The sequence below is a fragment of the Rhodococcus sp. UYP9 genome (assembly GCF_040547235.1).
In the GTDB taxonomy this organism is placed as follows: domain Bacteria; phylum Actinomycetota; class Actinomycetes; order Mycobacteriales; family Mycobacteriaceae; genus Rhodococcoides.
On the sequence record NZ_JBEPPH010000001.1, the window covers coordinates 1,074,120 to 1,100,695 of the forward strand.

32 protein-coding genes are annotated in these 26,576 nt (G+C 64.0%); 17 read left to right on the plus strand and 15 right to left on the minus strand.

Annotated elements, in window-relative coordinates; genetic code table 11:
* Positions 1–104: 104 nt before the first annotated feature.
* Positions 105–635 (plus strand): GNAT family N-acetyltransferase, encoded by a 531-nt coding sequence (locus ABIB36_RS04970; RefSeq protein ID WP_354560484.1) that lies wholly within the window; start codon positions 105–107, stop codon positions 633–635.
* Positions 636–714: 79 nt separating this feature from the next.
* On the opposite strand, the gene ABIB36_RS04975 is transcribed toward ABIB36_RS04970, so the two are convergent.
* The gene (locus tag ABIB36_RS04975) at positions 715–1,299 is read right to left on the minus strand and encodes a hypothetical protein (protein WP_354560482.1); all 585 of its coding nucleotides are present in this window, start codon (positions 1,297–1,299) and stop codon (positions 715–717) included.
* 144 nt (positions 1,300–1,443) lie between these two features.
* A complete protein-coding gene (locus ABIB36_RS04980; RefSeq protein WP_084348155.1) occupies positions 1,444–2,280 on the minus strand; it encodes a Cof-type HAD-IIB family hydrolase in 837 nt (278 codons plus the stop codon).
* A 144-nt stretch (positions 2,281–2,424) separates the two neighbouring features.
* Between ABIB36_RS04980 and ABIB36_RS04985 the strand changes: the two genes are divergently transcribed.
* On the plus strand, positions 2,425–3,168 hold the full coding sequence (locus ABIB36_RS04985) for a CPBP family intramembrane glutamic endopeptidase (protein WP_084348156.1): 744 nt from the start codon (positions 2,425–2,427) through the stop codon (positions 3,166–3,168).
* A gap of 109 nt (positions 3,169–3,277) precedes the next feature.
* Positions 3,278–3,784 (plus strand): nuclear transport factor 2 family protein, encoded by a 507-nt coding sequence (locus ABIB36_RS04990; RefSeq protein ID WP_084348157.1) that lies wholly within the window; start codon positions 3,278–3,280, stop codon positions 3,782–3,784.
* Between the two features lie 69 nt (positions 3,785–3,853).
* Here the strand turns inward: ABIB36_RS04990 and ABIB36_RS04995 are convergent, their stop codons facing one another.
* Positions 3,854–4,606 carry a lysophospholipid acyltransferase family protein gene (locus ABIB36_RS04995; RefSeq protein ID WP_354560479.1) on the minus strand — a complete coding sequence of 251 codons (753 nt, stop codon included), beginning with the start codon at positions 4,604–4,606 and terminating at the stop codon, positions 3,854–3,856.
* A gap of 63 nt (positions 4,607–4,669) precedes the next feature.
* Between ABIB36_RS04995 and ABIB36_RS05000 the strand changes: the two genes are divergently transcribed.
* The 3 genes from ABIB36_RS05000 to ABIB36_RS05010 all read left to right on the plus strand — a co-directional run bounded on the left by ABIB36_RS05000 (position 4,670) and on the right by ABIB36_RS05010 (position 7,418).
* Positions 4,670–5,515 carry a hypothetical protein gene (locus ABIB36_RS05000; protein ID WP_354560477.1) on the plus strand — a complete coding sequence of 282 codons (846 nt, stop codon included), beginning with the start codon at positions 4,670–4,672 and terminating at the stop codon, positions 5,513–5,515.
* A gap of 145 nt (positions 5,516–5,660) precedes the next feature.
* A complete protein-coding gene (locus ABIB36_RS05005) occupies positions 5,661–6,089 on the plus strand; it encodes a hypothetical protein (protein WP_084348160.1) in 429 nt (142 codons plus the stop codon).
* A 78-nt stretch (positions 6,090–6,167) separates the two neighbouring features.
* Complete coding sequence (locus tag ABIB36_RS05010; RefSeq protein ID WP_084348161.1) at positions 6,168–7,418, plus strand: NAD(P)/FAD-dependent oxidoreductase; 1,251 nt, start codon at positions 6,168–6,170, stop codon at positions 7,416–7,418.
* Between the two features lie 7 nt (positions 7,419–7,425).
* Here ABIB36_RS05010 and serS read toward each other — a convergent pair whose 3' ends face one another.
* Together serS and ABIB36_RS05020 are read right to left on the minus strand one after the other, a co-directional pair.
* Complete coding sequence (serS, locus tag ABIB36_RS05015; RefSeq protein WP_084348162.1) at positions 7,426–8,679, minus strand: serine--tRNA ligase; 1,254 nt, start codon at positions 8,677–8,679, stop codon at positions 7,426–7,428.
* Positions 8,680–8,689: 10 nt separating this feature from the next.
* Positions 8,690–9,085, minus strand: coding sequence for an ankyrin repeat domain-containing protein (locus tag ABIB36_RS05020; protein ID WP_084348163.1), 396 nt, complete (start codon positions 9,083–9,085; stop codon positions 8,690–8,692).
* 33 nt (positions 9,086–9,118) lie between these two features.
* On the opposite strand from ABIB36_RS05020, the gene ABIB36_RS05025 reads away from it, so the two are divergent.
* Positions 9,119–10,210, plus strand: a complete 1,092-nt coding sequence (locus tag ABIB36_RS05025) for a septum formation family protein (RefSeq protein ID WP_143542195.1) — start codon at positions 9,119–9,121, stop codon at positions 10,208–10,210.
* Positions 10,211–10,223: 13 nt separating this feature from the next.
* Positions 10,224–10,556 (plus strand): metallopeptidase family protein, encoded by a 333-nt coding sequence (locus tag ABIB36_RS05030; RefSeq protein WP_084348165.1) that lies wholly within the window; start codon positions 10,224–10,226, stop codon positions 10,554–10,556.
* Positions 10,557–10,687: 131 nt separating this feature from the next.
* Here the strand turns inward: ABIB36_RS05030 and ABIB36_RS05035 are convergent, their stop codons facing one another.
* Both ABIB36_RS05035 and ABIB36_RS05040 read right to left on the minus strand, forming a co-directional pair.
* Positions 10,688–11,455: a CbtA family protein gene (locus tag ABIB36_RS05035; RefSeq protein ID WP_502944906.1), complete on the minus strand. Its 768-nt coding sequence runs from the start codon at positions 11,453–11,455 to the stop codon at positions 10,688–10,690.
* A gap of 17 nt (positions 11,456–11,472) precedes the next feature.
* Entirely contained in the window at positions 11,473–11,667 is a 195-nt protein-coding gene (locus ABIB36_RS05040; RefSeq protein ID WP_084348167.1) for a CbtB domain-containing protein, read from the minus strand.
* A 225-nt stretch (positions 11,668–11,892) separates the two neighbouring features.
* Here ABIB36_RS05040 and ABIB36_RS05045 point away from each other — a divergent pair, with 225 nt between their 5' ends.
* The 4 genes from ABIB36_RS05045 (at position 11,893) to ABIB36_RS05060 (ending at position 15,004) form a co-directional block, all read left to right on the plus strand.
* Positions 11,893–12,459, plus strand: coding sequence for a histidine phosphatase family protein (locus tag ABIB36_RS05045; protein WP_084348168.1), 567 nt, complete (start codon positions 11,893–11,895; stop codon positions 12,457–12,459).
* Positions 12,460–12,551: 92 nt separating this feature from the next.
* On the plus strand, positions 12,552–12,854 hold the full coding sequence (locus ABIB36_RS05050; protein ID WP_084348169.1) for a PE family protein: 303 nt from the start codon (positions 12,552–12,554) through the stop codon (positions 12,852–12,854).
* Between the two features lie 72 nt (positions 12,855–12,926).
* On the plus strand, positions 12,927–14,192 hold the full coding sequence (locus tag ABIB36_RS05055; protein ID WP_354560472.1) for a PPE domain-containing protein: 1,266 nt from the start codon (positions 12,927–12,929) through the stop codon (positions 14,190–14,192).
* The gene (locus ABIB36_RS05060) at positions 14,177–15,004 is read left to right on the plus strand and encodes an ESX secretion-associated protein EspG (RefSeq protein WP_256895797.1); all 828 of its coding nucleotides are present in this window, start codon (positions 14,177–14,179) and stop codon (positions 15,002–15,004) included. The genes ABIB36_RS05055 and ABIB36_RS05060 overlap by 16 nt, the downstream gene beginning before the upstream one ends.
* 9 nt (positions 15,005–15,013) lie before the next feature.
* On the opposite strand, the gene ABIB36_RS05065 is transcribed toward ABIB36_RS05060, so the two are convergent.
* Genes ABIB36_RS05065 through ABIB36_RS05075 form a run of 3 tightly spaced genes read right to left on the minus strand, consistent with a single transcriptional unit; the run spans position 15,014 to position 17,353 of the window.
* Positions 15,014–15,679 carry a histidine phosphatase family protein gene (locus tag ABIB36_RS05065; RefSeq protein WP_354560469.1) on the minus strand — a complete coding sequence of 222 codons (666 nt, stop codon included), beginning with the start codon at positions 15,677–15,679 and terminating at the stop codon, positions 15,014–15,016.
* Positions 15,676–16,605, minus strand: a complete 930-nt coding sequence (gene pheA, locus ABIB36_RS05070; protein ID WP_354560467.1) for a prephenate dehydratase — start codon at positions 16,603–16,605, stop codon at positions 15,676–15,678. Before pheA ends, ABIB36_RS05065 begins: the two co-directional genes overlap by 4 nt.
* Before the next feature lie 31 nt (positions 16,606–16,636).
* Positions 16,637–17,353, minus strand: coding sequence for a hypothetical protein (locus tag ABIB36_RS05075; protein WP_354560465.1), 717 nt, complete (start codon positions 17,351–17,353; stop codon positions 16,637–16,639).
* A gap of 106 nt (positions 17,354–17,459) precedes the next feature.
* Here ABIB36_RS05075 and ABIB36_RS05080 point away from each other — a divergent pair, with 106 nt between their 5' ends.
* The 4 genes from ABIB36_RS05080 to ABIB36_RS05095 all read left to right on the plus strand — a co-directional run bounded on the left by ABIB36_RS05080 (position 17,460) and on the right by ABIB36_RS05095 (position 21,122).
* Positions 17,460–18,227, plus strand: coding sequence for a DUF2470 domain-containing protein (locus ABIB36_RS05080; RefSeq protein ID WP_084348173.1), 768 nt, complete (start codon positions 17,460–17,462; stop codon positions 18,225–18,227).
* 31 nt (positions 18,228–18,258) lie between these two features.
* Positions 18,259–19,065, plus strand: coding sequence for a CPBP family intramembrane glutamic endopeptidase (locus ABIB36_RS05085; RefSeq protein WP_502944905.1), 807 nt, complete (start codon positions 18,259–18,261; stop codon positions 19,063–19,065).
* A gap of 148 nt (positions 19,066–19,213) precedes the next feature.
* Positions 19,214–20,404, plus strand: coding sequence for an LCP family protein (locus ABIB36_RS05090; protein ID WP_354560628.1), 1,191 nt, complete (start codon positions 19,214–19,216; stop codon positions 20,402–20,404).
* Positions 20,405–20,567: 163 nt separating this feature from the next.
* On the plus strand, positions 20,568–21,122 hold the full coding sequence (locus ABIB36_RS05095) for a ferritin (protein WP_084348176.1): 555 nt from the start codon (positions 20,568–20,570) through the stop codon (positions 21,120–21,122).
* A gap of 88 nt (positions 21,123–21,210) precedes the next feature.
* On the opposite strand, the gene ABIB36_RS05100 is transcribed toward ABIB36_RS05095, so the two are convergent.
* From ABIB36_RS05100 to ABIB36_RS05115, 4 genes are all read right to left on the minus strand, one after another.
* Positions 21,211–22,122, minus strand: coding sequence for a DUF5926 family protein (locus ABIB36_RS05100; RefSeq protein ID WP_354560462.1), 912 nt, complete (start codon positions 22,120–22,122; stop codon positions 21,211–21,213).
* Positions 22,123–22,274: 152 nt separating this feature from the next.
* Positions 22,275–23,042, minus strand: coding sequence for a glycerophosphodiester phosphodiesterase family protein (locus ABIB36_RS05105; RefSeq protein ID WP_084348178.1), 768 nt, complete (start codon positions 23,040–23,042; stop codon positions 22,275–22,277).
* Positions 23,039–23,875: a DUF4328 domain-containing protein gene (locus ABIB36_RS05110; protein ID WP_354560459.1), complete on the minus strand. Its 837-nt coding sequence runs from the start codon at positions 23,873–23,875 to the stop codon at positions 23,039–23,041. Before ABIB36_RS05110 ends, ABIB36_RS05105 begins: the two co-directional genes overlap by 4 nt.
* 179 nt (positions 23,876–24,054) lie before the next feature.
* Positions 24,055–24,399: a rhodanese-like domain-containing protein gene (locus tag ABIB36_RS05115; protein WP_354560457.1), complete on the minus strand. Its 345-nt coding sequence runs from the start codon at positions 24,397–24,399 to the stop codon at positions 24,055–24,057.
* 187 nt (positions 24,400–24,586) lie between these two features.
* Between ABIB36_RS05115 and ABIB36_RS05120 the strand changes: the two genes are divergently transcribed.
* Positions 24,587–25,528: an LLM class F420-dependent oxidoreductase gene (locus tag ABIB36_RS05120; protein ID WP_354560455.1), complete on the plus strand. Its 942-nt coding sequence runs from the start codon at positions 24,587–24,589 to the stop codon at positions 25,526–25,528.
* Here the strand turns inward: ABIB36_RS05120 and ABIB36_RS05125 are convergent.
* A complete protein-coding gene (locus ABIB36_RS05125; RefSeq protein ID WP_256895878.1) occupies positions 25,512–26,573 on the minus strand; it encodes an acyltransferase family protein in 1,062 nt (353 codons plus the stop codon). The genes ABIB36_RS05120 and ABIB36_RS05125 overlap by 17 nt on opposite strands.
* Between the last annotated feature and the right edge of the window lie 3 nt (positions 26,574–26,576).

Consider the following 26,576-nt stretch of genomic DNA (forward strand, 5'->3'; position numbering starts at 1 on the left):
TCGCGAGAAGTGAGTGAAGTCATCAACTTCCGACGGGATGTGGGTGTCTTCTAAACTGACATGACTGGTCCAGGAGATAGACATGATGTGGCATCGTTGATTGCATGGAGCTGAAGACCGACCGGTTGACTCTCAGGTCATACCGTTCGACCGATGCGGGTGCTTTACTGCGGTACTACAGCGACCCGGAGGTCTGCGAGTACTTGTGTCATGGTCCGTGGGATGAGACGCAGGCTCGAAACATGGTCGAACAACGTTGCAGAAGAACGAGTCTCGATGATGGCGGTGTGAATCTCGTCGTCGAGGCGAATAGGGTTGTAATCGGCAACGTCGCAGCCTGGTTTGCTGCTGGCAAAGAGCAGACGTTGGAATTGGGGTGGGTGTTTGCTGCTGATGCGCGCGGCCGCGGGTACGCCACCGAGGCGGTGCAGACACTGCTCGACGACGTCGTGTTTGCCGTGCCGGAGGTGCATCGGGTGATCGCCGAAATGGATGGCCGAAATACCGCCTCCGCTGCGCTTGCCGAACGGCTCGGCATGCGCCGGGAGGCTCACTTCGTTGCAGACAGGCGCTGCGAGGATCAGTGGACGAACACAGTGGGGTACGCCATGTTGAGGCAGGACCGTTCGATGTGACTTGCTTCAGAATGCGAACGCGACGCGCAGTGACAGCCCCGCCCTCGGATGGGTTTCGGCGTCGGCGGCTGTGTGTTCTCTAGTCGATGTACCAGGGTTGCGGACGGCTGGGATCGTCTTCGGTGACATCAATGATGGTGTTGTCGAGAAGTTCTCCGATTGCATTTGAGCTCGCGCCAATGGTGGCGAAGTGGGAGTCGACGTCGTTGGCGATACACCAAGCCTGGTCGGCGGGCCAGAGGAATGCTGGAATCGGCAAGTTGTCGGGGCTGGTGTGATCGCGCGAGTCGACCCATGTCGAGAGATCGTCGGCGGCACCGTTGAACAAGACTGCTTCACGATTGATGAACGGGACTTGCACCGGTCCGACGAGTTCGAGTCCGCCCCATCCTTCCCAGATGGCGAAGTAGCAGTTGTCGGGTGTGGTGGTGTGGTTGGCGAGGTGCGAAACTGCGATGGAGAGTTGTGTGATCTCTGCCAGGCAGTGCCGGCTCGTGTCAGATTCCTGTGCGCGCTGGCTTGAGTGGGTCGGGTCGGGGATGAAGCGCAGGCGTGCGTACGCCTCAAATCCGAGGGGCCCGCGGACAGCTAGGTCCGACCAGTCGCGGTCCGCGGTGAGTAGCCACTGAGCCGGCGAAGCATCGGTGCACGGTCGAACTGTCATTCGGCCATGGTTTCACAACGCGGGAGCAGTGTTGAAAAGTGAACCTGCGTGCCCATCTGCACTCATTTGCGGCTATCGCAGAGGAGCCGAAGATTTCGTCGAGCCTGCGACCGAATATGGCTGTGCCTAATTAGTCCGGAGAAGTCACCACCAGCGTTCGAGGACCACCGCAACCCCGTCGTCCACGTTGCTCACCGTCACTTCGTCGGCTGCAGCGAGGACGGCGGGGTGCGCGTTTGCCATGGCTACGCCTCGGCCTGCCATCTTCAGCATCGGGATGTCGTTGGGCATGTCGCCGAACGCAGCAATGTCTTTCGCCGCCACCGACAGTCGCTCGGCGACCAGGGCGACCCCGGATGCCTTGGTGACACCGGGCGCCGACAATTCGATCAGCCCGTTGTCGGTGGAGAACGTGATATCTGCCCGGCCGTCGATCAGCGGTTCGAGAGCGGCAACCATGTCCCCGCTCGACGCACTGGACAATCTGATGAGCAGTTTCACGGCCGGCACTTCCAACACCTCGGTGTCGGAGGTTTCCGTGTTGTCGGGATTGAGCCACGCGTGCTCGTAACCGGGTGAACTGACGAACTGCGGTGTCGCGGCATCGTGTGCCGATTTACCGGTACGCTCGGCCGCCAGCCCGCAACCGGGCAACACCGAGTATGCGACGTCGGCAAGCCACTGCAACGTCTCGGCCGACAGCGTCTGTGTGTCGAGAATCCGGTCGGTGCCACTGTCGTAGATCACCGCGCCGTTGGCACAGACACACATCGGTGCATAGCCGAGTTGCTCGACGACGGGTGAGATCCAACGCGGCGGTCGCCCGGTCGAGAGGATGAAGGGGGTCCCCTCCCCGACCATGGTTAGAACCGCTCGTCGAGTGCGCTCGCTGACCCGCTCGTGGGCGTCGAGAAGGGTGCCGTCGACGTCGCTGGCGACGAGGCGGGGCTGGGTCCGAGAGGTATCAGGCATCGCCGCCATTGTGCCCTAGTAGCCGTCGAGGGCGCCCGGCACGCTCACCAGGGTGTCCGCAGCAGCACGCCCGGTCGGCCGAGGTGAGGACTCGGTCACACTACTGTTCGGAGTCACCTCGGCACCGAGCAGGTTTTCCGTACACTCGGTGGGATGCTCATGACCCAGGCCGACGCGAAGGCATCTCGCCGACGCGGATTCCACGCGTACCTCGATGTTGCGGTCGTCGTTCTGGTGCTCGTCGGTACCAACCTGATCGCCCACTTCACCACGGTGTGGGCCAGCATCGCGACGGTACCCATCGCGGCCGTCATCCTCGTTGCACTGACCCGACGCCGCGGCCTCGGCTGGGCCGAACTGGGCCTGTCACCGAAGCAATGGAAAACCGGTTCGATCTACGCGCTCGGCGCTGTCGGACTCGTCGTCACCGTCGTTGCAATCGGAGCTCTACTGCCGATGACCAGGCCTTTCTTCATGGCCGATCGGTATGCCACCATCTCGGCCGCGCTCGTCGCGTCGATGATCGTCATCCCGTTGCAAACGGTCATCCCCGAGGAACTGGCCTTCCGCGGTGTACTGCACGGCACACTGGGACGCATCTACGGTGCCCGTGGCGTCTTCGCCGCCGGATCACTGCTCTTCGGCCTATGGCATATCGCGTCGTCACTCGGATTGACCGCGGGCAATGCGGGGCTGAGCAATTTCCTCGGCGGCGGGGTATTCGGTCAGATCGCAGGCATCGTGGCCGCGGTCATCGCGACAGCCGCAGCCGGCCTCGTCTTCACCTGGCTGCGACGCCGCAGCGGCAGCCTGATCGCCCCGATCGCGTTGCACTGGTCACTCAACGGCATCGGTGCACTCGCCGCCGCATTGGTGTGGCACGCCTCGATGTCCTGAAATCGTCGATGTCCTGAGATCAGCGAACTGCAGCCCCTCCGGTCGCATGTATCCCATCCAGCGGAAAATCCACTCGACCACACCCCAGAGCCTGGCAACGTGGACAGATATGACGATCAACGCGAGCGAAGCACTCGACAAACTACTGGCGATCGAGGAAATCAAGCAGCTCTTCGCCGCCCGCCTGCGGTGCATGGACAACAAGGAATGGGACCGCTACGCGAGCTTCCACACCGATGACGTGGTCAGCGATTCTTGGGCCAGTCCCGACGCTGCCCCGCAGACCGACGCCTCCGAAACCGGCAAACAGGTGACCGGTTCGCAGGCGTTGGCCGCGGCTATTCGGAGCACACTCGACGGCGCGGTGACGGTCACCAGCGTGCACCACGGCCACACCCCGGAGATCACGATGACGTCGCCGACCACCGCCACGGGAATCTGGGCGATGGAAGACAAATTGTGGTGGACCAACACGGCCACCGGCACGACCGAGCACCTTCATGGATACGGCCACTACCACGAGGAATACCGACTGGAGGACGGTCGGTGGCTGATCAGCTACCGGAATCTGACCCGCCTGCGCGTCGACTCGACCCCAGGATTCCACGACCGCTAGCAACCAGAGACAGCATCTGACGGCGTGTGCGCGGGTCAGCGCACACGCCGCAGGTCGCGTGCTCAGGCTCTACTTGGACTTCTTCGCTTCCCGCGCAGCATTTCTCGCTGCAAGATCCTCGGCATCGAGCTTGTCTGCCTGCTCCAACGTGGGCGCACCACCGCCGAGACGGGCGGGAACCCAATAAGCGCCCGGCTCGTGGTCGTAATCCTCCTGCAGAGCCAACAGCATCTCCTGCATCACCGAATGCAGCTTCTCGGTGAGCTCACTCGGTGGACCGACCGGCTCGATCGGCTTGCCGACCGCAATGGAGATTAGAGTGTTGGTGCGTCCCAATCGCTTCGGAAAGCCCTTGGTCCAGACGCGCTGCGCACCCCAGATGACCGTCGGAATGATCGGCACGCCGGCCTCGATAGCCATTCTCGCCGCCCCGGACTTGAATTCCTTGATCTCGAAGCTGCGACTGATGGTGGCCTCCGGGTAGACCCCGACCAGCTCGCCCTTGCGCAGATCCGCGACGGCAGCCTGGTAGGAATCCGCACCGGCCCCACGATCCACCGGAATGTGCTTCAGCGATCGCATGATCGGACCCGAAATCTTGTTGTCGAACACTTCCTTCTTGGCCATGAAGCGGATGTACCGCTTCACCCTGCGCGGCGGTATCCCGGCGTAGGTGAAGTCCAGATATCCGGTGTGGTTGACGGCGATGACCGCGCCACCGGTGGCAGGGATGTTCTCCTCACCCACAACCTTGAATTTCAGGCCCTCCAGCGCGAAGACCACACGAGCAATGCCGATGACAGATCGATAGACGGGTTCCACAGTCGGCTAGCGTAGTCGCTGCAAGACCCAGGGGAGAAGACGCAGTCGGAAGGTCAGCTGTAGATGAGTTCGCGTAGAGGCATCGTTTTCGCAAGTGTGGGACTGTTCGGGGCAGTTCTCACGCTCACCGCATGTGGGGGTGACGGCCAACAGGGCATTCCCACCGAGACACGCTCGGCAACGGCTACGACAACGCCGCCCGCCACCACACCACCCTCGACCACACCACCGCCCTCCACCACACCTTCACCGGTGGGCCCGGCCGTCGGCGAAGTTCCCACGAACCCCGAGGCCACCAGAGCCTTACGGGCATTCCTCACCGACCTCGATGCAGGCGGCGTCCCTGCGGTAACGGCGAAGTGCTGGACTGTCCCGCCGTCAGAGGTCCCAGCCCGCTACAGCGACGTCGCATCGATCCTCGACGCCGCCGCAGTCCCCGGCGTCGACGGGCAATACGCGGTCACCTGGAGTAGCCCAGCCATCACACTCAGCGTCAAACGCAGCGAGATCGCCTCCGGGTATGCGTGTCCGGCGGTATTTCCGGGGGGCTCGTCCGGCGCTTACACGGACACCGAAGCCGAATACACCGTCGAGCGGTATCTCGGCCGCTTCACGGGCACCCCGGTGAACCCCGCCGACCTAGAAGGCGACTACCCGCTCGTATGCGACACCCGGGCCATCTGGGACCCGCAGCGCACGGGCGCGGCGACCACGGCGCCATTGGCAAACAATCCCGGCCGGCTGACCGGATCGGCGTCGTACAAACCGGACAGCGTCTATGTTGCCGCCAACGACGGCGAGTACACCACGGTCTACGCCGACGTCACCGACGTGTCCGGAGTCGAACAGAACCGGATCTTCACCCTGACGATCGGGTCCAACGGTTACTGCATCGGTGACGTCGTGTGAGGGTGCCGGCGCCCGCTCGCCCGTGTCCCCGCCCGCCCGTGTCCCCGCCCGCCCGCTTGAATGGTCCATTCATACGATCAGTTAGCTTCAGGGCGCCGTTCATGCGGTCGGGTGCACACATATCTGCGCGACGGGGAGGAAATCTGTGACAACTCTGGGCATCGACACCAAGGTTCTGTTGCTGCTTTCGGGACTGATTCTGCTCTGGGCGTTGGCGCTGGGGGTATGGAAATTCCGACAGATGGCAACATCGCCGACGGCTCTGGCGCACCCGTACGTCGACATCGCGCACCGTGCGGCGCTGATGTACTCGTTCGCGACACTCGTCCTCGCCGCACTCACCGAATTCAGCTCGTTCCCGACGGCGGTGAACCTCACGGCCGGTCTGGTCGCCGTCTTCTTCTTCGTCGCCGCCATCGGAAGCTACATGGTGCACGGATTTTTGAAGGACACCGACAATCAATTCGAGCATCCGGTCCGCGGGACCCACGCTTTCATGTGGGCGCTGATCGTTGGCGAAATCGGCGGGACGGCCGTTCTGGTCGCCGGTTTCGTTGTGGGACAGTTCTTCTGACCGCTTCAATGGTCCATTCATACGATCAGATATCTTGAAGCGGCCATTCAAGCGCCCGACCCAACTACTCTCTAACCCATGACACACGTGGTGGTCGCTGGTGCGGGCCTGGGCGGAATTGCCTGCGCACACGAATTGGCACGCAAAGGTGTTTCCGTCACCATCGTCGACCGCAACGATTACCACCAGTTCCAACCGTTGCTCTATCAGGTTGCGACGGCGCAGTTGCCTGCCGCCGACGTCGCACGACCGCTCGCAACGATCTTCGAGAGCTTCGAGAATGTCCGAGTGGTTCAGGCAGAGATCAGCACCCTGGATTTCGCCTCGCTGTCACTCACCGCCGCGGGCGAGAAGATCTCGGGCGACTATCTCGTCGTCGCGGCTGGAGCGCGCGCCAACTTCTTCGGAACGCCCGGCGCAGAGGAATTTTCGTTCCCGCTGTACTCCGTCGCCGACGCCGAGAAGCTTCGTCACCACGTCAGCGAGGTGCTGCGCGGTGAACACGATCCACTCGACGTCGTCATCGTCGGAGGCGGACCGACCGGCGTCGAGACCGCGGGCGCCTTCGCCGAGCTGTTCACCGCTCTGCGCAAGATGAATCACCCAGGCGGTCGCGGGGAGGCCTGGCTCATCAACCACGGGCCGTCATTGCTGGCGCCGTTCAGCGAACGCTCGCATGTCTACGCACACGACAAGCTGGTCGAACACGGCGCGAAAGTTCGCCTCGGGGTCGGCGTAACCGCAGTCGATGCCGGTGGCGTCGTGCTCAGTGACTCCACCCGAATCGACTCGCGGACCGTCATCTGGGCCGGCGGCGAATCGGCGGCACCGTTGGCCGCGACCGGCGACGCGAAGCCCGGGCCCGGCGGACGACTCGACGTACTGGCCGATCTCACGGTCCCCAGGTTCGACAATGTCTACGCCGTCGGCGACGTGGCGAACATTACCGACGTGGACGGAAAGACGTTGCCCCAGTTGGGTTCGGTCGCTCAGCAAGCAGGGACCTGGGCCGCCCACAACATTATGCTGACCATCGCGGGAAAACATCGGAAGGTCTTCCAGTACAAGGACAAGGGCATCATGGCGATGATCGGCCGCGGGGCCGCCGTCGCAGAGGTCGGCGCGCACCGACATCAGGTGGAGGGACCGCTCGCGTTCGCGGCGTGGCTCGGCGTCCACGCCGCACTACTGAGCGGCGCGCACAGCAAAGTCGACGCGTTCCTGTCCTGGGCATGGGACTACTTCGACAGCGATCACGCCGCGATCGTCGAGTGCCACGGCAATCCGAAGCGAATCGCCTGGGCCGACGACGTGAAGCCGACCATCTGACACGGTTCTAGCGCAGAACATCCGTTCCGACGAACGGCACCAAAGCTTCCGGCACCCGAACGGTCCCGTCGGCCTGCTGGTGATTCTCCAGGATCGCCACGATCCACCGCGTCGTGGCCAACGTTCCGTTCAGAGTCGCAGCAATCTGCGGCTTGCCGTTGTCATCGCGGTACCGAACATTGAGGCGCCGGGCCTGGAAGGTCGTGCAGTTCGACGTCGAGGTCAGCTCGCGGTAGGCATTCTGCGTCGGCACCCAAGCCTCGCAGTCGAACTTGCGCGCCGCCGAGGACCCGAGATCGCCACCGGCGACATCGATGATTCGGTACGGAAGTTCCACTGCCGCAAGCATTTCGCGTTCGAACTCGAGGAACTTGCGATGCTCGGCCGCTGCGTCCTCGGGCTTGATGTAGGAAAACATCTCGATCTTGTCGAACTGGTGGACGCGGATGATCCCGCGAGTGTCCTTGCCGTACGAACCCGCTTCGCGACGAAAGCACGTCGACCAGCCCGCGTAGCGCTTCGGGCCGTCGGACAGGTCGAGAATCTCGCCTGCGTGGTACCCGGCCAGCGCAACTTCCGACGTGCCGACGAGATATAGATCGTCGGCTTCGAGTCGGTAGATCTCATCGGCGTGCGCGCCCAGGAATCCGGTTCCCGCCATGATCTCCGGCCGCACCACCACCGGCGGGATCATCATAGTGAACCCGTTCTTGACGGCCTTCTGCGCTGCCAACTGCAACATGCCCTGCTGCAGCAACGCGCCGTAACCGGTCATGAAGTAGAACCGCGAACCCGACACCTTCGCGCCGCGTTCCATGTCGATCAGCTTCAGCGACTCACCGAGCTCGAGGTGGTCCTTCGGCTCGAAGTCGAACGTCGGGATCTCACCGACGGTTTCCATCAACACGAAGTCGTCTTCGCCGCCGGCGGGAGCTCCCTCTTCGACGACGTTCGACAAGGCGCGTTGCGCGCTGTCCACCGCGGCATCTGCCTCGTTCTGGCGCGCCTCCGCAGCCTTGACCTTTGCCGCCAGTTCGGACGACCCTGCCAGCAACGCAGGACGCTCCTCCGCCGACGCCTTCCCGACGCGTTTGCCGAGGGCCTTCTGCTCGGCGCGGAGCTGATCGCCGGCAAGCACTGCGGCTCGTCGGGACGCATCGGCGTCGAGCAGCACGTCGACGAGCGCGGGATCTTCTCCACGGGTGCGCTGTGAGGCACGGACGACATCGGGATTCTCACGAAGAAACTTCAGGTCGATCACGAGGAAAACCTTACTTGCCGAGCAAGCCCAGGTAGTCCTCGCGTCCGAACATGCGCGCCGCGTCGATCGCCGACGGATGGCCGCCGTGCGGATCCGCTCCACCCTCGACCAGCTCTCGCACCACCTCGTCCTCTCCCTTGAAGACCGCGCCTGCGAGCGGCGTCTGGCCCTTTTCGTTCGGCCGATTCACATCCGCACCCTTGCCGACCAGCATGCGCACAGTGTGCGGGTGACCGTGATAGGCCGCCAGCATGACCAGGGTGTCCCCCGCCTCGTTGTTGAGGTCGACCGGCACTCCGGCGTCCAGATATGTCTTCAACGACTCGGCATCACCGTCGCGGGCCATCGTGAACAGTCGGCCCGCAAGCTCGGCGATGTCAGCACTGGTCTCATCGGGGTCTGTCATAGGAACCGAAGATACTCGGGCATGATGGAGTTGATGTCCACCAGCGATCCGGCCCGGCCGGGGAAACCCACAACGACACGCAACCCGCGCACAGTGTCGGCGCACGTTGCGCGCCGGGGACTCGCCTTTATCGCGGTGGGGGCCGTCGCGGCTGCTGCGATCACGCTCTCGGTGTCCGGTGGCTTCTCGCAACCGGAGAAGATCGCCACCCACTCGGCCAGCGGGCCTGCGACGTCAGGTCCCGTCACGGCCAAGACGTTCGGCTCGGCCGATCCAGGCACGTGCCTGCAGTGGACGCCGACCGAAGACCCCGAGACCGACCGACAGGACCTCGCCGAAGTCTCCTGCGCCGATCCACATCGATTCGAAGTAGCAGCCGACGTCGATCTGAGTGCCTATCCCGGGCTCGAATTCGCTCCGAACTCGGTGTATCCGGGCGCGCAACGGTTCGGGCAGCTTCGTGACGAGCATTGCGTCGGTGCCGTCGACGACTATTTGGGTGCCAAGTTCGATCCGAGCGGCAAGTTCAGTGTCGGCCTGATGTTCCCCAGCCAAGCAGGATGGGCCTCGGGCGAACGGACGTTGCGGTGTGGAATCCAGAAGTCCACGAACACGGGAATTCCGCAGGAGATGACCGGCTCGGTGCTCGACCTGGATCAGTCGAACGTATGGGAGCCCGGCACCTGTATCGGCATCCTGCAGAACGTGCCCGCCGATCCGGTCGACTGCAGCGCGCCCCACGCCTTCGAGGTCGTCTCCGTCGCAGACCTGAGCCAACAGTTTCCGAACGGAATTCCCAACGAGGCCGACCAGGACGCCTACCTCACGACGGTCTGCACCGACGCCGTGAACGCATACCTCGGCTCCCCTACCGCGCTGCGAGACAAGACGCTGACGCTGTTCTGGGACAACATCGACGTCACCAGTTGGCTGGCTGGTAGCCGTCAGGTCAGCTGTTCGATAGGCAGTGAGCTCGACACGGGCGGATTCGCGACGATCGTCGGATCCGCACAGGGCGACATCCTCATCAACGGTCAACCGCCGGTACCGCCGCCTTCGGCCCCGGACGGTCGGGCGCTTCCGAAGCCGCTGCCCGGTGCGGCCCCGATCACATCGGGGGGATGACATTCCCACCGACATGAGCCGCGCCGACTTCGAAAACGCCGTCGGCGACGCCCTCGACACGCTTCCACCGGACATCACCGACCGCATGGACAACGTCGTCATTCTCGTCGAGGAAGAGCACCCCACCGAGAACATCCTCGGCCTGTACGAGGGGGTCGCGCTCACCGACCGCTACGAGTACAGCGGGCACCTACCGGACGTCATCACCATCTACCGTCGTCCGATTCTGGATATGGTCGACGACGCCGAGACCGCCCGACGAGAGATCGCGATCACCGTCGCCCACGAGGTGGGGCACCATTTCGGCATCGACGACGAGCGCTTGCACGAGCTGGGTTTCGGGTAGTTTGCCCACCGCTTGAATGGTCGATTTCAAGACATCTGATCGTATGAATGGACCATTCAAGCGGGGGCGGGGTGGGCCCGAACCAACTGGGGTGGGCCCCAACCAACTGGGGTGGGCCCGACACCCGACAGCTACGCCGCGGCCGACTCCCGAGCCTTCCCGACGGCCCGATCGGTGAGGAACGCGAATGCCAAGCCGAGCGCGATCCACAGCGTCGCCTGCGTCGCCAGTGAGGACAGTCGGAACTCCCACAGCAGTGTTGCCGGGAAGTCCGCGCCGACCTCGTTGATCGTGGGCAGCAGTGCGTATCCCAGGCCTACGACGACGAGGAACGCCGCCAGCGGAGCAGCGATCCGAACGGCCAACGAACTGTGCGACGCCACTGTTTTGGCGACATAGAGTCCGATTGCTACCGCCAACAATCCGAGAACGACCGAGGCAAGCCACAGCCAGGTGCGCTGGTTGATGGTGTCGGGGTCGCCCACGGCAGGTGGATTGGCCGGATATTTGAAGAACGGCACAGCTTCGATTGCCAGCCAACCGAGCGCGCCTGCAGCGATGGCGAGCGTCGACCCGGACAGCGAGGTGAACCGTCGCGCGTAGTGGAGCACCGTCGCGAAGATCGCACCGAGCGCGAGTCCGGCCAGACCGGTTGCGAGGAACAGCCCTGCACGCTGACCGTCACGGCTGACGAGCGCATCTTCTTCGTCGTGCGAATGTGCGCCCGGGGTGGCTTCGACATGCTCGGCTGCGCCTGCAGCCTCTTCGATGGCGATGGCCGAATCCACGTGCGGCTCACCGATGACGAACGCGATGGTGCCCGCGAGCAGACCAGCGATGAGGCCCGCGAGGAGTCCGCGGACGAGCAACTGGAGATAGGTCCCCTGCAAGGTGGTCACACGCGGGGACGACGTGGTCAGTGACACGGGAGACCCAGCAGGTGGCGTCCGTCGTGCATCAGTTCGTGCATGTACATTCCACTACGTGAAATGGCGCCCTGGTCGAAACCGACCAGGTAGAGCACGACGAATGCGAGGAGCACCACCGCCGCGACGACGACTGCGAGGGCAGCCGACTCCGTGGCGTTGCTGGGATTGTGAACGATGGCCATGATGGAATGCCTCCTGGGATTATGCGTCCCTTTCGAACCGAAGCGATGTGTCAGTTTTCTGGCTCTCGGAACCGCTGAGGTCCGATCACAGTGGCGCAACCGCTCCGGATTCACACCGGAATTGCCTGTACACATCGCGCTTACCCGCGAACTCTGGCACCGATCTCGGCCCGGTGTCAATCGGAACCAGGGTGCGATGAGCCCCTGGGTGGAGAGGAGTGCTCGATGCCGTCGACAGTGACGCGGCTCTCCCTGGTCAGCCATGGCACGACCGAGGCGATGCGTCGCGCCAGGTTTCATTCGGACGAACCGGTCGATTCGGGCGGGCTGAAGCGGCTGGAGGAACTCACGTTCGACTCGGACGCCGAGATGACGATGATCGCCCCGGAGCGGCGAACTCGACAGACTGCGGCGGTCCTCGGCGTGCAGGGAGCCATCGTCGCCGACCTCGCCGACCTCGATTTCGGCGAGTGGACCGGCCGAACGATGGATGACCTCGACGCGTCCGAGCTGCTGGGGTGGCTCACCGACACCTCCACCGTCCCACCGGGTGGTGAATCGATCGACGCACTGTTCGACCGCGTCGGGCAGTGGATGAGCAGGGTGGCGACCGAGCGGCGTCGGCTGCTGGCGGTCACGCATCCTGCTGTCGTTCGCGCCGTCGTCGTCAGAGCACTCGACGCGCCGTCGTCCTCGTTCTGGCGGGTGGACATCCCTCCTGCGACGGTGACGAATCTGAACTTCCGAGGTGGGCGATGGACCCTTCGCTCCGCGGCAGAAAAAATCACCTGAGCTTTTTTGCGCGGAGTGGAACCGATTACGCAGTGCCGTCGTCAAAGTTCTACGAGAGCGAAATTTTCGCTGCGTGACGAAGGAGTGGGGTTATGCCAGTAAATGTGCGCGTCGACCCGGTTGCCCTCGAGGCGGCCGCTGCCGAGTTGGACGGCTTGGCAGCTCGGCTCCAGACGAGTCTGACGGCCGTGGCGATGCCCATCGAGATCACACCCGCCGGCAGCGAGGAAGTCTCACTGCTCGCCAATCGCTACTTTCTTCGCGCTGCGGGTTCGTTCACTCCCGCAGCCACCGACGCGATCAGCGAACTGATCGAGGCCGCTGCTGCACTCCGAGTACAGGCGTCCGCGTACCGAGATGTCGACTTCGAACACGGTCGGGCACTGACCATCTGAAGACCTGACCATCTTTACGCACTGACTATCCACAAGCACTGACGGGGCTGGGTAAATGACGGGGGAGATGTTGTGACACTGGGAGTAACGGGGGTCGTGTGGCTACCACGCACCGCGACAGTCAATTCAGGGGCGTTGCTACTCGGAACCGGTCCGGCCCCGCTGGTCGGTGCCGCGGGCGCGTGGGGGTCGGTTGCGGCCGCCTATACCGACGCATCGATCACAGTGGGTCGGGTCATGGCTGTTCTCGCGGCCGGCTGGGAAGGTGAGGCGGCCAATGCGGCTCAGGCTCGCTTCGGCGGATTTTTGGCGTGGACGCAGGGTGTGGCAATGCGTGCCACCGAGATCAGCGGACACGCTCTCGCCGAGGCTGCGGCCTATACGACTGCGGTCGCTGCGATGCCGAATCCGGTCGCGATAGCTGCTGTGAAATCCGCCAAAGTTGCCGCGTACAGCTCTGGTGGCGCACTGAACGGCAGCGCCGAAGCGCTCGAAGTTGCAGACCACACACTCGACGTTCAGGCTGCGATCGTCATGGACGCCTACGAAGCTGCGACGACGCCGCTGGCCATGACGGTCTCGTTCGATCGGCCGCCCGAGATCGTCAACGACACGTCCGGTGGCACCTCCGGGCCCGACGGCAGTATCGCCAGGGGCACCTCCTACGAGGAAACGAAAGCCTTCGGGCTCAGCGCTCACACCTCACCCGCGCAAGCGGTCATCGCCGCAGCAACGGCAGCGGTTCAGAATCCTGCGTTGGTGGCTGCCGCGGGGCAGGTGGCCGGCTCTGCGGGTTCGATCGCCGGCTCCAGCGTCACCACGGTTGCTTCCGCGGCCACCAATGTCGGAGGATCCGCGGTATCGACGCTGATGAACTCACAGAACTCTTCACAGGGCTCGGCGGGATCACCGCTCGCGGGTACAGGCAGAGCCGATGCTGGAACACCAGGTTCGGCGGCAACGCGAGCAATGGCCTTCGGGTCCACCGGTTCCACCGGGTCAGCGGGCACCGGCGGGGTCGGCTTCGGCCGGGTGTCGGGCGGTCTCGGAAGCGCCGCGTTCGGGGCTCCCAACGGACCGGGGGGTGCATCCTCGATGGCAGGCAGTGAGCGCGTTCTGGCAGGCGCCAACGGCTCGGGTGTGTTCGGGGCGGGTGCGAACGATGCTGCAGCCACGGCCCGTGGTGCCGGTGGGCCGGCGTCGGCAGCCGGGGCTCAGGGTGACGAAGACGAAGAGCATCGGACGCCTGGTTATCTGAAGCAATTCGAGCACTTCGGTGACGGCCGCACGGTTGCACCGTCGGTCATCGGCGCGGAACCCACATGGAACGATCGTTGATCGACTTGGGGACTCGACCTCTCGGCCACACCGTTCCTTCCGCCGAGCTCGACGCCGATCGGATGGACTACCTCGTCGAGGCCCTAGGAATCGTCGAGCTACCGGTAGTGCTGGACGTGTTCCCGCGGTTCGATGGGGCTGCCGAGCGAGCGGCAGCACTTCGGCGTGGGTACGACGGTCTCGATCACGACGGATTGTTGCCCGACGGGCGCGTCCATCCCGACCTCGAGATGTGGTTGCGTGTTCTGGATCGACCGCGGTGGTTCATAGCTGCGCGATTGATCAGCAGACCGTTCACCAGCGATTCGTCGATGACCCGGATCGCTTTGGCGTCCAACGAGAGCGGTTCGGTTCTCGCTGTGGCTTCGGGTGGGTGGCTCCGCCTACGCGCTTCGGTGGGGGATCCGGCGCAGGAACTGCTCGATGCACTCGGTGTGAGAAGGCCGTTCGAGTTTCACGGAATCGCCGCGGAGACGGACCTTCTGGCGGAGGCGCTCGACGGCGCACCGACCGATCGCGTCGCCACCTCGGCGAGACTCTCCCACATCGGAATCGAGGACTCGGCAGCTGCCGACGTCGCCGCAGCCATGAGCACATGCTCGGCCCACGCCGAGATCACCTCGGTCACAGTCGGTTCCGGAGTCCGGACCGTCGGGAAAAATCCGGTCGCGTTCTTCGACACTCGGCGTGGCCGGATCGTGGCAACATCGTCGATGGCGGCAGATGGTCGACAGTGGACATCGTTGTCGCCTGGTTCGGATGGACGCGTGCGATCTGCGATCGAGGAGCTCATCGCGGGCGCGGGCGGCTGATCAGAGCGGTCAGCTGATCGGATCGTCGAGCGTGTGGCTGCCTTTACCTTGAAACGGCAGAACGAAGGTCCCCCAGCGGACACATGCCCAGCCGCCGCCGGCAAGTGGTGCGAGCTCGACGGTCCCGGTGTTGTCGAGGTGGTTGTCCGCGGCGAATGCTCCGTCCACGCCGCCCAAGACGCCACCGACCAGTCTGATGGCGGCACCGTGCCCGACCACCACCACATCGCGTGGATCATCCTCGAACAGGTATTGCTCGCGTAGTTGCTCGAGGACCGGCACGTAGCGGTCGAGAACGCTGCGACCAGTCTCGCCTCCCGGCACCTGTGCGTCGAGATCACCACGGTGCCATGCGCCGTAAACGGCGGTGAATCCGTCGTGCGCTTCCTTGTCGGTGCGATCTTCCCAATCGCCTGCGGAGGCTTCCTGCAGGCCATCACGCTCGAGCATCATCGAGGACGTCGCCAGCGCTATGTGTTCGGCGGTTTGCCGTGCGCGCAAAGCAATAGAGGACACGAGCACCGACGGCGGTTTCCCTGCTATGGACTGCCCGTATTTCCGCGCCTGCTCATGGCCGAAATCAGTGAGGGCGGCCCCGGGCGGCCGCGTGTCCAACCTTTTGGCTACGTTGCCGAACGTCTGGCCATGTCGGACGAGGATCAGCCTGCCAGTCATCTATCCCCTTTTCCGGCGCGCAATCCCGCCAACCACTCGATCTCCTTGTCCAACGACGGGGGCGTCCGTCCTGTTCCCGTGGCGACAGGCCAAGATCCGAGGTATCGAAGTTCCATCTTGCGATGCAGCGCTCCGAGAGCTTCGGACACGGCTGGATCGTCGATGTGTCCGACGCAATCTACGTAGAACCGGTAGGTCCCGAATTCGGTTCGGGTGGGCCGTGATTCGATTCTGGTGAGATCGATGTCGCGGATCCCGAACTCGGACAGTGCACCGAGCAGAGCACCGGGCTGATTGTCCGGCATCAACACCACGGCGGTGCGATCCGCTCCGGTGGGGGCGAGCGCGGGCCGCGGAGCTCCGACGAGGACGAACCGAGTGCGCGCATTGGCGACGTCGGCGACACCGTTGGCCAATGCCGGAAGTCCGAGGCGTTCACCCGCAAGCGTCGTCGATACTGCGGCATCTGCAAGCCCTGCAGCGACGTCCTCGGCGGCGCCGGCGTTGGACGAGGCGAACTGCACCTCCACGCCGGGAAGGTTCACGTCGAGCCATTGCCGAATCTGGTTTGCAGCAATGGGATACGCGCGGATCGTTCGAACCTCGGCCAGCGTCATGCCGGGGGCACCGAGGATCGAGAAGGCTACCTCGATCTCGGTCTCGGCGAGAATCTGCAATCTCGTTCCGATGGCGAGGGCGTCCAGAGTCGGCGGAACCGAACCCTCGACCGAGCTCTCGATCGGCACGACGGCTGCCACCACATCGCCGTCGCGAACTGCCTGCAACGTCGCCGGAGGGCTCGACAGCGGGACTCGCTCGACGTCTCCGGTGAGCCCGAGTTCGTCGAGAACGCCGAGTGAAGTGAATTGACCGAGGGCCATCTCGGTGAATGTTCCCGATGGACCGAAATACGCGATTGCAGGCACGATCCGAGGTTACTGGGTCCGCTGAAACGCGTCAGACCGATCCGACACCAAGAAGGCCGGCGGCGAGAAGGACTGCGTGCGCGCCGACCGCGTCGTCCACTTCGATGCCGAGTAACACCGTTCGCACTGCTTCGGCCGCCTCCGGCCGTAGCGCGATCAGCGCACCGACGTCGGGTGCGGCCAGAGCTCGCAGGATGTCGTCGCCCCGAAGTGCAGCGACGGTGGCCGCGAGGATCGCGAGTACCTCTTCGCCCGATCGCGCGCGAGCGGAAAATCCGACTTCGGCGTGCGCGACCACCGCGAGGACGTCGGCGATCCGACGCGGAGATTCCCATGCTCCGAAACCAGGCGTGCGATGCGCGTCGACGATCGCTGTCACCGTCTCCATGACGTCGCCTTCGGTCAGATCAGGAAAAATCACCAGTGGCGAAGGCAGCCGCAGTGACGTGGCTTCCGCGAGCGTGTCCTCGCGCACGTTCACGTGGTACCTGACCACCTCGTATGACGCATGTCGATCCTTCCGAAGATCGTCCGGATCGATGTCGAGTTCGACGACGATCCGACCGAAGTTCTGCTCGGTTCGCACCGAAGCCAGGACCGAGGCGTCGATGACCGGGGGGCCGGTGGTGACGGCGTCGGGACAGCTGGAGGCTTCAGCGGCGGTGCGGCAACGCTGCTGCAGCAGCCCGGCGACGAGGGCCTGCGGATCGGGTCGGTGGGGCGCACCCAGGGTGAGTGGAATGGACACCGTTACACGGTAGACCGGGGAAATTCGCGCCTACCACTTGCGATCAAGGCAAGCGTCAACTAACTTAGGTTTGCCTCACCTACTAGGCACCGCATCGGAGGAACTCATGATCGGCGCAACCACCACCGGACCGTCTACCGCTGAACGAGTCCGCAGCGCCTGCGCGCGTGCGGAAGGTGCAAGGCTGGCGATCGAGGGAAGCGAACCTGTCGTCACCCTGCTTCATCACCTGCGACCGAACGGCGAAGTGATAGTTGCGGTGCCGGAGGATTCGGAAGTAGCTATCCTCGCGCGCCAACTTTCCGGCACCGGGGTACCCGCGGTCCTCGAGCTGACCGACCATGCACCGCTGGAGCTGCGCGAATCGGTCCGATCGCTGGTGTGGCTGCGCGGAGAGCTTCGACCCGTGCCCGCCTCACTCATGCGGCCGATGGCCGGCGCCGTAGCTGCCGAACATCCGCACCCGGCCTTGCTCGACATCGGCCACGGAACGATCCTTCTCCGACTGATCCTGTCGTCTTCGGTGGTTGCCGACGGCACCGGCGCCGAACCCGTCGCCGTCGAGGACCTCCTCGCCGCCGAGCCCGACCCCTTCTGGGAGATGGAGACGAGCTGGCTGCAGCACCTCGACGTCGACCATCCCGAGCTCATCGATCAGCTGGCCAGAAGACTGCCGCCATCGCTCCGTAGGGGTCGAATCCGGCCGCTGGGAATCGATCGATACGGGATCAGCCTGCGCATCGAAGGCGACCACGGCGACAACGACGTACGGTTGCCTTTCCCTCGGCCCGTCGACGACAGCATGGGGTTGAGCCGTGCTCTCCGCGTACTCGCCGGGTGCCCGTTTCTGAACGGACTGCGAGCTCGCGGCTGACAGCACCGGCCGACAGGGCACACTCGCTTATGTGATCGCCCTCAAAGGCTGGCTGTCGCCACCCACGCCTGACACCGGCCCACCACCGGACCCGACCGAGCGACGAGCAATCAAGATCGAGATTGCGATCGTTCTGCTGGTCACGTTCGGGCTCAGCGGACTGAGCAGCATCCTCTCGCTCGTCGAGGACGCACTGGTCGCGGGCAGCCTGTCGGAACAAACCGTCGCGTTGAACACCTCGAGTTCGAGCCTCGGGATCATCGATCTGCTCTACCAGCTTCTACGTATCCTCCGGCTCTGCGCCTGGGGCGCTCTCGGGATGTATCTGCTGTGGCGGGCGGGCCTGGGGCCTCGTCTCATCGGCCTTGCGAAACCGAGGTGGACAAGCGACGCCGTACCCGGCCTGGGTCTGGCCGCGCTGATCGGTATCCCCGGACTGCTGCTCTACCTCGTCGCCAACGCCCTCGGCCTCAATCTCACTGTCGTGCCGAGCACGATCGACGATCACTGGTGGCGAATCCCAGCTCTCGTCGCGTACGCCTTCGCCAACTCTGCCGCCGAAGAAATCATCGTTGTCGCGTATCTGATCTCCCGGCTGCGACGCCTCGGATTCAGCGAGAATTCATCACTGCTCGCATCAGCGCTACTACGCGGGTCCTATCACCTCTACCAGGGTCTCGGCGGCGGCATCGGCAACCTGGCCATGGGCCTCGTCTTCGGAAGGTACTGGCAGAAGACCAGCCGACTATGGCCACTACTGATCGCACATGCGCTCATCGACATCGTTGCTTTCGTCGGTTACACCGCCTTGCGTGACCATCTCTCGTGGCTGCCGTAGGTAGAGTCGATCCGTGAACGACGACCAGCGGAACAGAGGGAACCCTCGACAAGGTCCCCCTCCCGGCCAGCGGCCGCCTCCCGGTTATCGGCCACCACCCCCGAACCGGCGCACCCCACCCCCACCGCCTCCCGAGGGAACTCAAGTCATCCGCCGCGACGGTCGTCCACAGCAGCAGGCCTGGTCCCAGGCGCCCGAGCCCGGCTCGGTGTCACGCCCACCGAATTCGACCCAGCATTACCCGCGCGAACCCGACTGGGCCCCTCGCCAGACCCCACAGCCCTATCGCGAGCAGGGGTACGGCGGGGAACCACCACGACGCAGGACCCCGCCTCCCCCGCAACGCTCACCCAGGCGTCCGGAGCCGGCAAAACCTCCGCGTGTGCGCAAGGAGCGACACTGGGGTCGACGGCTCGGCCTTGTCTTTCTCGTGTTGGCACTGCTTCTCGGCGGACTCGTCTACTTCGTCGACAGCTCACTGACGCGCGTGGACGCACTGAGCAGCTACGACGGCCGCGTCGCCGATACCCCGGGCACCAATTGGCTACTCGTCGGGTCCGACAGCCGCGCCGGCATGACGCCCGAGCAGGAAGCTGCGTTGGCGACGGGCGGTGAAGTAGGCCCGAGTCGCACCGACACGATCATTCTGATTCATATTCCCGAAGGCAGCGGCGCCACCACGCTGGTCAGCCTGCCCCGTGACTCCTACGTCTCGGTGCCGGGCAATGGGCAGGACAAGCTCAACGCATCGTTCGCGTTGGGGGGTCCTCCGCTGCTGGTAGAGACCGTCGAGGGTGCTACCGGGGTACGCATCGACCACTACGCGGAAATCGGGTTCGGCGGTTTCGCCGGGATCGTCGACGCGCTCGGCGGTGTCGACGTCTGCCTCCAGTCCGCCATCGACGATCCACTGGCCGGCATCAGCTTGCCTGCAGGCTGCCAGGAGTTGGCCGGATCCGACGCTCTCGGCTTCGTGCGTTCACGTGCAACCGCTCTCGCCGACCTCGATCGAATGAACAATCAGCGTCAGTTCATGTCGGCGCTGCTCGCAAAGGCGACAAGTCCGGCTACCTATCTCAATCCGCTGCGCATCTGGCCGTTGATGAAGGACACCGCCTCCTCGCTCAGCGTGGACGAGGGCGACCACTTCTGGAATCTGGCGTCGCTGGCGTGGGCCATACGTGGCGACCTCGTCACGACGACAGTGCCCGTCGCCGGCTTCGAGGACTCCGACGTCGGCAACGTCCTACTGTGGGACAACGATCGCGCATCCCAATTCTTCGATGCACTGGCACAGGACCGCCAAATTCCACAGGATCTGCTCACCAGCGGTCCCTGACCACCGGGATCGATGTAGTACGCGCCGCCGACAAACCCTCGAAATATTTCGACAATTATGCAGTCGAGAGTAAAGAGTTAGGTAAATCTAATGTAGGCAACCGTGGCCTCAATAAGGCTGAGCTTGCATGACAATGCCCTCTGACCAGCCTATTCTCTACGACATGAGCGCTGACATCAAAGACACCACACATTCGAAATTCCACGCGCTTCTGCGTGATCAGATCCGCAACGAATTCAACGCCTCGCACCAATACATTGCCACGGCAGTATATTTCGACAATGCCGATCTCCCGCAGTTGGCCAAGCACTTTTACGCACAGGCCGTAGAAGAGCGCAACCACGCGATGATGATCGTCCAGTACTTCCTCGATCGCGACATCACCGTCGAGCTCACCGGCGTCGATCCGTCGAAGTCCGTCTTCACCGACGCACGCGAGCCCATCGCATTGGCCCTCGCGCAGGAGGAGACCGTCACCGAGCAGATCATCCAGCTCGCGAGCACGGCCCGCGAAGAGGGCGACTACGTGGGCGAGCAGTTCATGCAGTGGTTCCTCAAGGAGCAGGTCGAAGAGGTTGCGAGCATGACGACGCTGCTCAACATCGCTGACCGCGCAGGCCACAACCTGTTCGATCTGGAAGACTTCGTCGCCCGCGAGATGAGCAGTCCCGCAGGACCGGACACCAGCGCACCGCGATCTGCAGGCGGCTCCCTGTAGAAACCTTCGACGCGCTCTACCGAATGTGGAAGCTATGCCGGCGGCATAGCTTCCACATTCGGTTTCAGCGCAATGGTTCAGCGCAACGTCAGCGCAGAGTCACCTGACGGCCACGAAGCCCGTCGCGCGAGCGCAGCTGCTCGGACGTCAGAGGGCCGTCCACAGTAAGCGCCTCGTTCAACTTCTCACCGAATGTCACGGCCGGCGAAGACCACTCGGTCGGATGCATTTCGGGATCGAGATCGAACACCGGGACCAACAGGCCGTGCGCACGGAACGAACCGGCGTACCGCGAGCCTTCACCCAACGTGAGATCCCCTGCCGCATGCAGGCGAGCGAGCGCCAGCATCAGATCGTCCTCGCTCTCCGGACGAACCCACCGCAGATGCGCCTTGGCTCCCGCATCGACCCACCACGCAGCGACGAGACCGTCACCTTCCAGACGCGCAGACGGCATGATCGCCTGGTTGGCGCGCTCCACCGTCGCAGCCACATCAGGCGCGGGCTCGAGCCCCTCCGGCAGCCACCAGTTGAAATCCTGGTACACGGTGATGTCCAGCTGCGCCGACGGGTCGAGGACCTCGGCCAATGCAGGGGTGTTGCCGTCCGGAATCGACGCATCCAACGACTCGCCCGGTGCGGCCTGCCGTGCCCACTCCAGAGCGCTCGCCAAATCGGCCGCAATATTCGGCGAATGCGCCTGTACCTGCAAACCGACGAAGCCGTTCACCGCCGAATCCGATTCCCGGACCAACGCGGCAACCGCACCGGGAAGCACGGTCGCAATGGTGATCGTCCGACCGGACGCATCCACCGGCGCCACCGCCGTCGCCGACGGAACGAACTCACGCATCGCGACGAGATCGCACTCCGCAGCCACACCCTGGAACGGCCGAACCGGCGCCGCCTCCATATTTGCGCGCTCGGCTTCGCGTGCAGCTATCAGCGCTGCACGATTACTGCCCTGTTTCGGGCCACTGTTTCTTTTGCTCTTACCCACGCCCGAAACCTACACGCCGCACCTCTCTCGAGGTCACTCCGCAGGCTCCGCTCCTGATCCATCGAGTCACTCCGCAGGCTCCGCTCCTGATCCATCGAGTCACTCCGCAGGCTCCGCTCCTGATCCATCGAGTCACTCCGCAGGCTCCGCTCCTAGCAGCCGTCGAGCCAAGCCCTCGTACGGCCCGGATTGTTCGTCGCAATCCAGCTGACACCCAGATCGCGGCACAGTTCGACGTCAGCCTTCTCCTCGACGGTCCAGCAGTATGTCGCACGGCCGGATGCTGCAGCTCGATCGACGATCCACGGGCGCTCGCGCAAGCTCCTGATCGACGGCCCGATAGCCGTGGCACCGACCGTCGTCGCTGCGCCGCCGCCGAGATAGTACGAGGACTCACCCAGCAGGACCGTGGGCAACAACGGCGCGAATCTGCGCACTCGCCAGACTGCGGTAGGGGCGAACGACATGATGACCGCCCGCGAGAAGTCCGCGGACGCCGGTTGTGCCAATCCGTAGCGATGCAACTCGGCGAGGACCTTGTTCTCGATGAGGCTGCCGTATCGCACTGGATGCTTCGTCTCGATGAACAGCTTGGTCGGCTTGCTCGTCCAGTCGAGGACCAGTTCGATCAGGTCGCTGAGAGTGAGCAGTTCTGCCGGCTCCGCGTCGTCGCCGTAGTCGAACGCTTTGAGTGCCTCGAGGTGTAGTTCGCTGACGCGGCCGGACCCGGTGGATGTTCGGTCGACGCGGCGATCGTGGACGCAGACGATGTGACCGTCGCGAGTGAGCCTGACGTCGCATTCGAGGCCGTCGGCGCCTTCACGCAGGGCGAGGTCGTAGGCGGCCAGCGTGTGCTCTTTCTTCTCCGCCGACGCACCGCGATGCGCGACGACGAACGGGTCTCGACGGCTCGGACTCACCCGGCCGTCACTTTCTCATCACTTGCCGCAGCTTCGGATTCGGATGCGGATGCGGATTCGGAGGAACTCACCGCAGGTTCCGAGCGGTCGACGGAGATGACCCAGCGGGTAGGGGCTGCGCGGTCGGTCCCGCGGAGCCCTTGGCCGTCGATCCCGCGGATGAGAAGGAGGGTCGAGAACGCCACGGCCGCAGCGACGACTGCCCCCACCGCGGACAGCAGCACTCCGTCGGCCTCGGCTTGCAGGGAGTCCCGAAACCGCCACAACGTCACGGTGAGTACGAGGACCCAATCGAGGACCCAGACTGCCCACCAGATTCGAACGAGCGTCAGAAGTTTCGTCCGTTCGGTGCCGCCTCGAATGTCGACCAATTCGGTCAGGTAGACCCCCGGCATCGCCAGGGACAGAACGGGGACGAGCGATCCCAGATACATCGTCGTAGCTCTTCGGGGGTCGCGGCTGCCTGCGCGGGCGAAGTGTTCTCCACGACGCACCACCAGCCAGGACACAGCGGCCACGGCGGCCGAGACTCCGATGATGATCGAGGCGACTTCGGCGAACACCACCAGTGCGTCCGAGGCCATGAGGACTCTGGGGTTCACCAACCGTGTTCGGTTGTAGAGCAGGATTCCGTATCGAAACAGTTCGGCGACGCATGCCAGTGCCAACAGGGCCATCGTCAGCGTCAGCAATCCGGGCGCCGATTCGGCCCAGCGCTCGCGCCGGGAGGGATCGTCCGACTTCTTCGGCACCGGATTGTCGATCAGCCCCCACCGGGGAATCTGCTCGTACCGGGGGGTGGCGGAAGCCGGAGACGCGACGGGATTCTGCACGCGAGGGGATTTACTTCTCGGCGGGCGCGCTACCCAGCGAAAGTTTCGAACACCCTGGGCGGGGGCCTGCGTCGACACCGGGGAGAGCAGGACTCCGTGGCACCGAGGACACCACACCGCAGGTAGCGTCCCAACGGGCCATCGAGTGGCACATCGCGCGCAGACCTGGAATGCGGACACTAGAGGATTCTCGCCTCGGCGCCGTCGTCGCGTACGACTGGGCGACCCGCGGCGTGCCACGCGTCCATTCCGCCATCTACGTTGGTCGCCTCGTAGCCGATCTGCGCGAGGTATTGGACCACCTGCATGGAGCGTCCACCTACCTTGCAGATGACGTACAGGTCGGCATTCTGATCGATCTCGCCGAGCCGTGACGGGACTTGGTTCATGGGAATGTGAAGCGCTCCCGGTGCGTGACCGTGTTGCCATTCATCGTCTTCGCGGACATCGAGTAGCACCACCGAACCGGTCGTTTCCACTGGAAGTTCGGCGGCGGGCACAGAGGACAGATCCGAGGCTGACACTCCCCGATCTTGTCACGGGTCCCGCGAACGCTGCCACCCCCGTGGATTCTTCGGGCCCGCAGCGCGGGTTATCCACAGTTTCCACAGGCTCATCCACAGAAAAAGACTCGATGCTGGTTTTTATCCACAGGTGCCGACCCTCGGTCCGTATCCGTCACTATGCGCCCGAGCCTTCTAGCATTAGGGCATGGCCACACCGACAGTCGAACTCCGCGTCTTCACCGAGCCACAGCAAGGTGCGTCGTACGACGACCTTCTCCGTGTGGCGCAAGCTGCAGAGCGCGCAGGATTCGGCGCCTTCTTCCGCTCGGATCACTACATGGCGATGAACTCAGACGGTCTTCCCGGACCGACGGATGCGTGGATCACGTTGGCGGGCATAGCTCGAGAAACGTCGACGATCAGGCTCGGAACACTCGTGACGTCGGCGACATTTCGCTACCCGGGCCCCCTGGCGATCAGCGTCGCCCAGGTAGATGCCATGAGCGGCGGACGCGTCGACTTCGGCTTGGGTGCGGGGTGGTTCGAGGAGGAGCACAAGGCATACGGCATCCCGTTTCCCTCACTCGGTGAGCGTTTCGACAGACTCGAGGAGTCCCTGGCCGTCATCACCGGGTTGTGGGAAACGCCGTCGGGAGAGACGTTCTCGCACGACGGAAAGTACTATCCGATAGTCGATTCGCCTGCGCTACCGAAGCCGGTGCAGTCCCCCCGTCCGCCCATTCTCATCGGCGGCGGCGGCAAGAAGCGGACCCCCGCTCTTGCGGTGAAGTATGCCGACGAGTTCAACATTCCGTTCGCCTCCCTCGCGGACACGGACGCACAGTTCGGCCGGGTACGCGATGCAGCGTCGACCGCGGGTCGGGACCCGAGTTCGCTGATCTATTCCACCGCTCTCGTCCTGTGCTGCGGACGGACCGAAGAAGAGATCGCACGACGTGCAGGGGTCATCGGACGCGAGGTACCGGAGCTGCGAGAGAACGGCCTGGCGGGCAGCCCTGCCGAACTTGTCGACAAGATCGGTCGGTACAGCGAGCTCGGCGCCGAACGGGTGTATCTCCAGATGCTCGACCTGAGCGATATCGATCATCTGGAGCTGGTGGCGTCGGAGGTCATTCCGCAGCTTTGACCGCAGCTCCACTTTTACTGCCGCTGCGGAAGCGCATGTTCAGCCATCGCGCCGCAGGAACCTCGACCCACCGGTAGACCACTTCCGACACGACGGCCGTCACGCCCAAGAACACGAGGACTGCGCCGGTGGGTCCGGTCAGCGGGACAACGTTCTCGTACACGCGGTACAGGATCAGCGTGTGCACCAGATAGATGGCGTAACTGCGCGTGCTCGTCCACCGCACGAGCTCCCAATGTGCGATTCGGCCGTCGTAGCGCCCGAGGAGAAGGACCGTTCCTGCCACCACGACTATGGTCCAGAGGTATTGGTCCCCTGCCCAGTAAGCGTGAATATCGGTCGCCAATCGCACCACCTCGACCTGCGCGAAAACGGCCACGACGACCCATCTCCACCCGATGATCTTCGCCCACCCCAAATAGATGATCTGCCCGAGGAACAGCGTCGGCAGAGTGGCCGCAATCTTGGACAACATCGGTACCGACCATGGCTGCGGGATGTAGAGGTTGTAGATCAGAACCACCGCGCACAGCACGGCTCCGGCAATCGGAACGACGACCGGCCGCGCCCGCAGGACATCCCTGGCCAGGACGCAATAGAGGTAGAACAGCAACTGGACCGTCAGCGTCCAGGTGACGCCCAGCACCGCGACCTCGGGCTTCAGAAAGAATCCACCGAGAAGGAAGCTGAGCGCGGCTTCACTGTTGGTGATGCCGTCCTGGCCGCTGAACATTCCGTTGATTCCGAGCCGGACCAGAACGATCGCCGCAGCGACGGCCAACCACAACGCCGGGACCAGGCGCGCGAGCCTGCTGACCATGAAGTCCCGACGGGTTTGACGCATGGCCGACCGAGTGACCAGCAGACCAGTCAACATCATGAAGACTGCGACGCCCACGAAGGACAGGTGCTGGTTGAGCCCGGCCTCGTCGATTGCGACGCGAGTGACGACGTCGATGACCCACCAGCCCTCGCCGCGGTCGTCGATCAGATAGAACGAGATGTGGGAGTACAGCACCGCCAGAACGGCAAGGAACCGAAGCAGGTT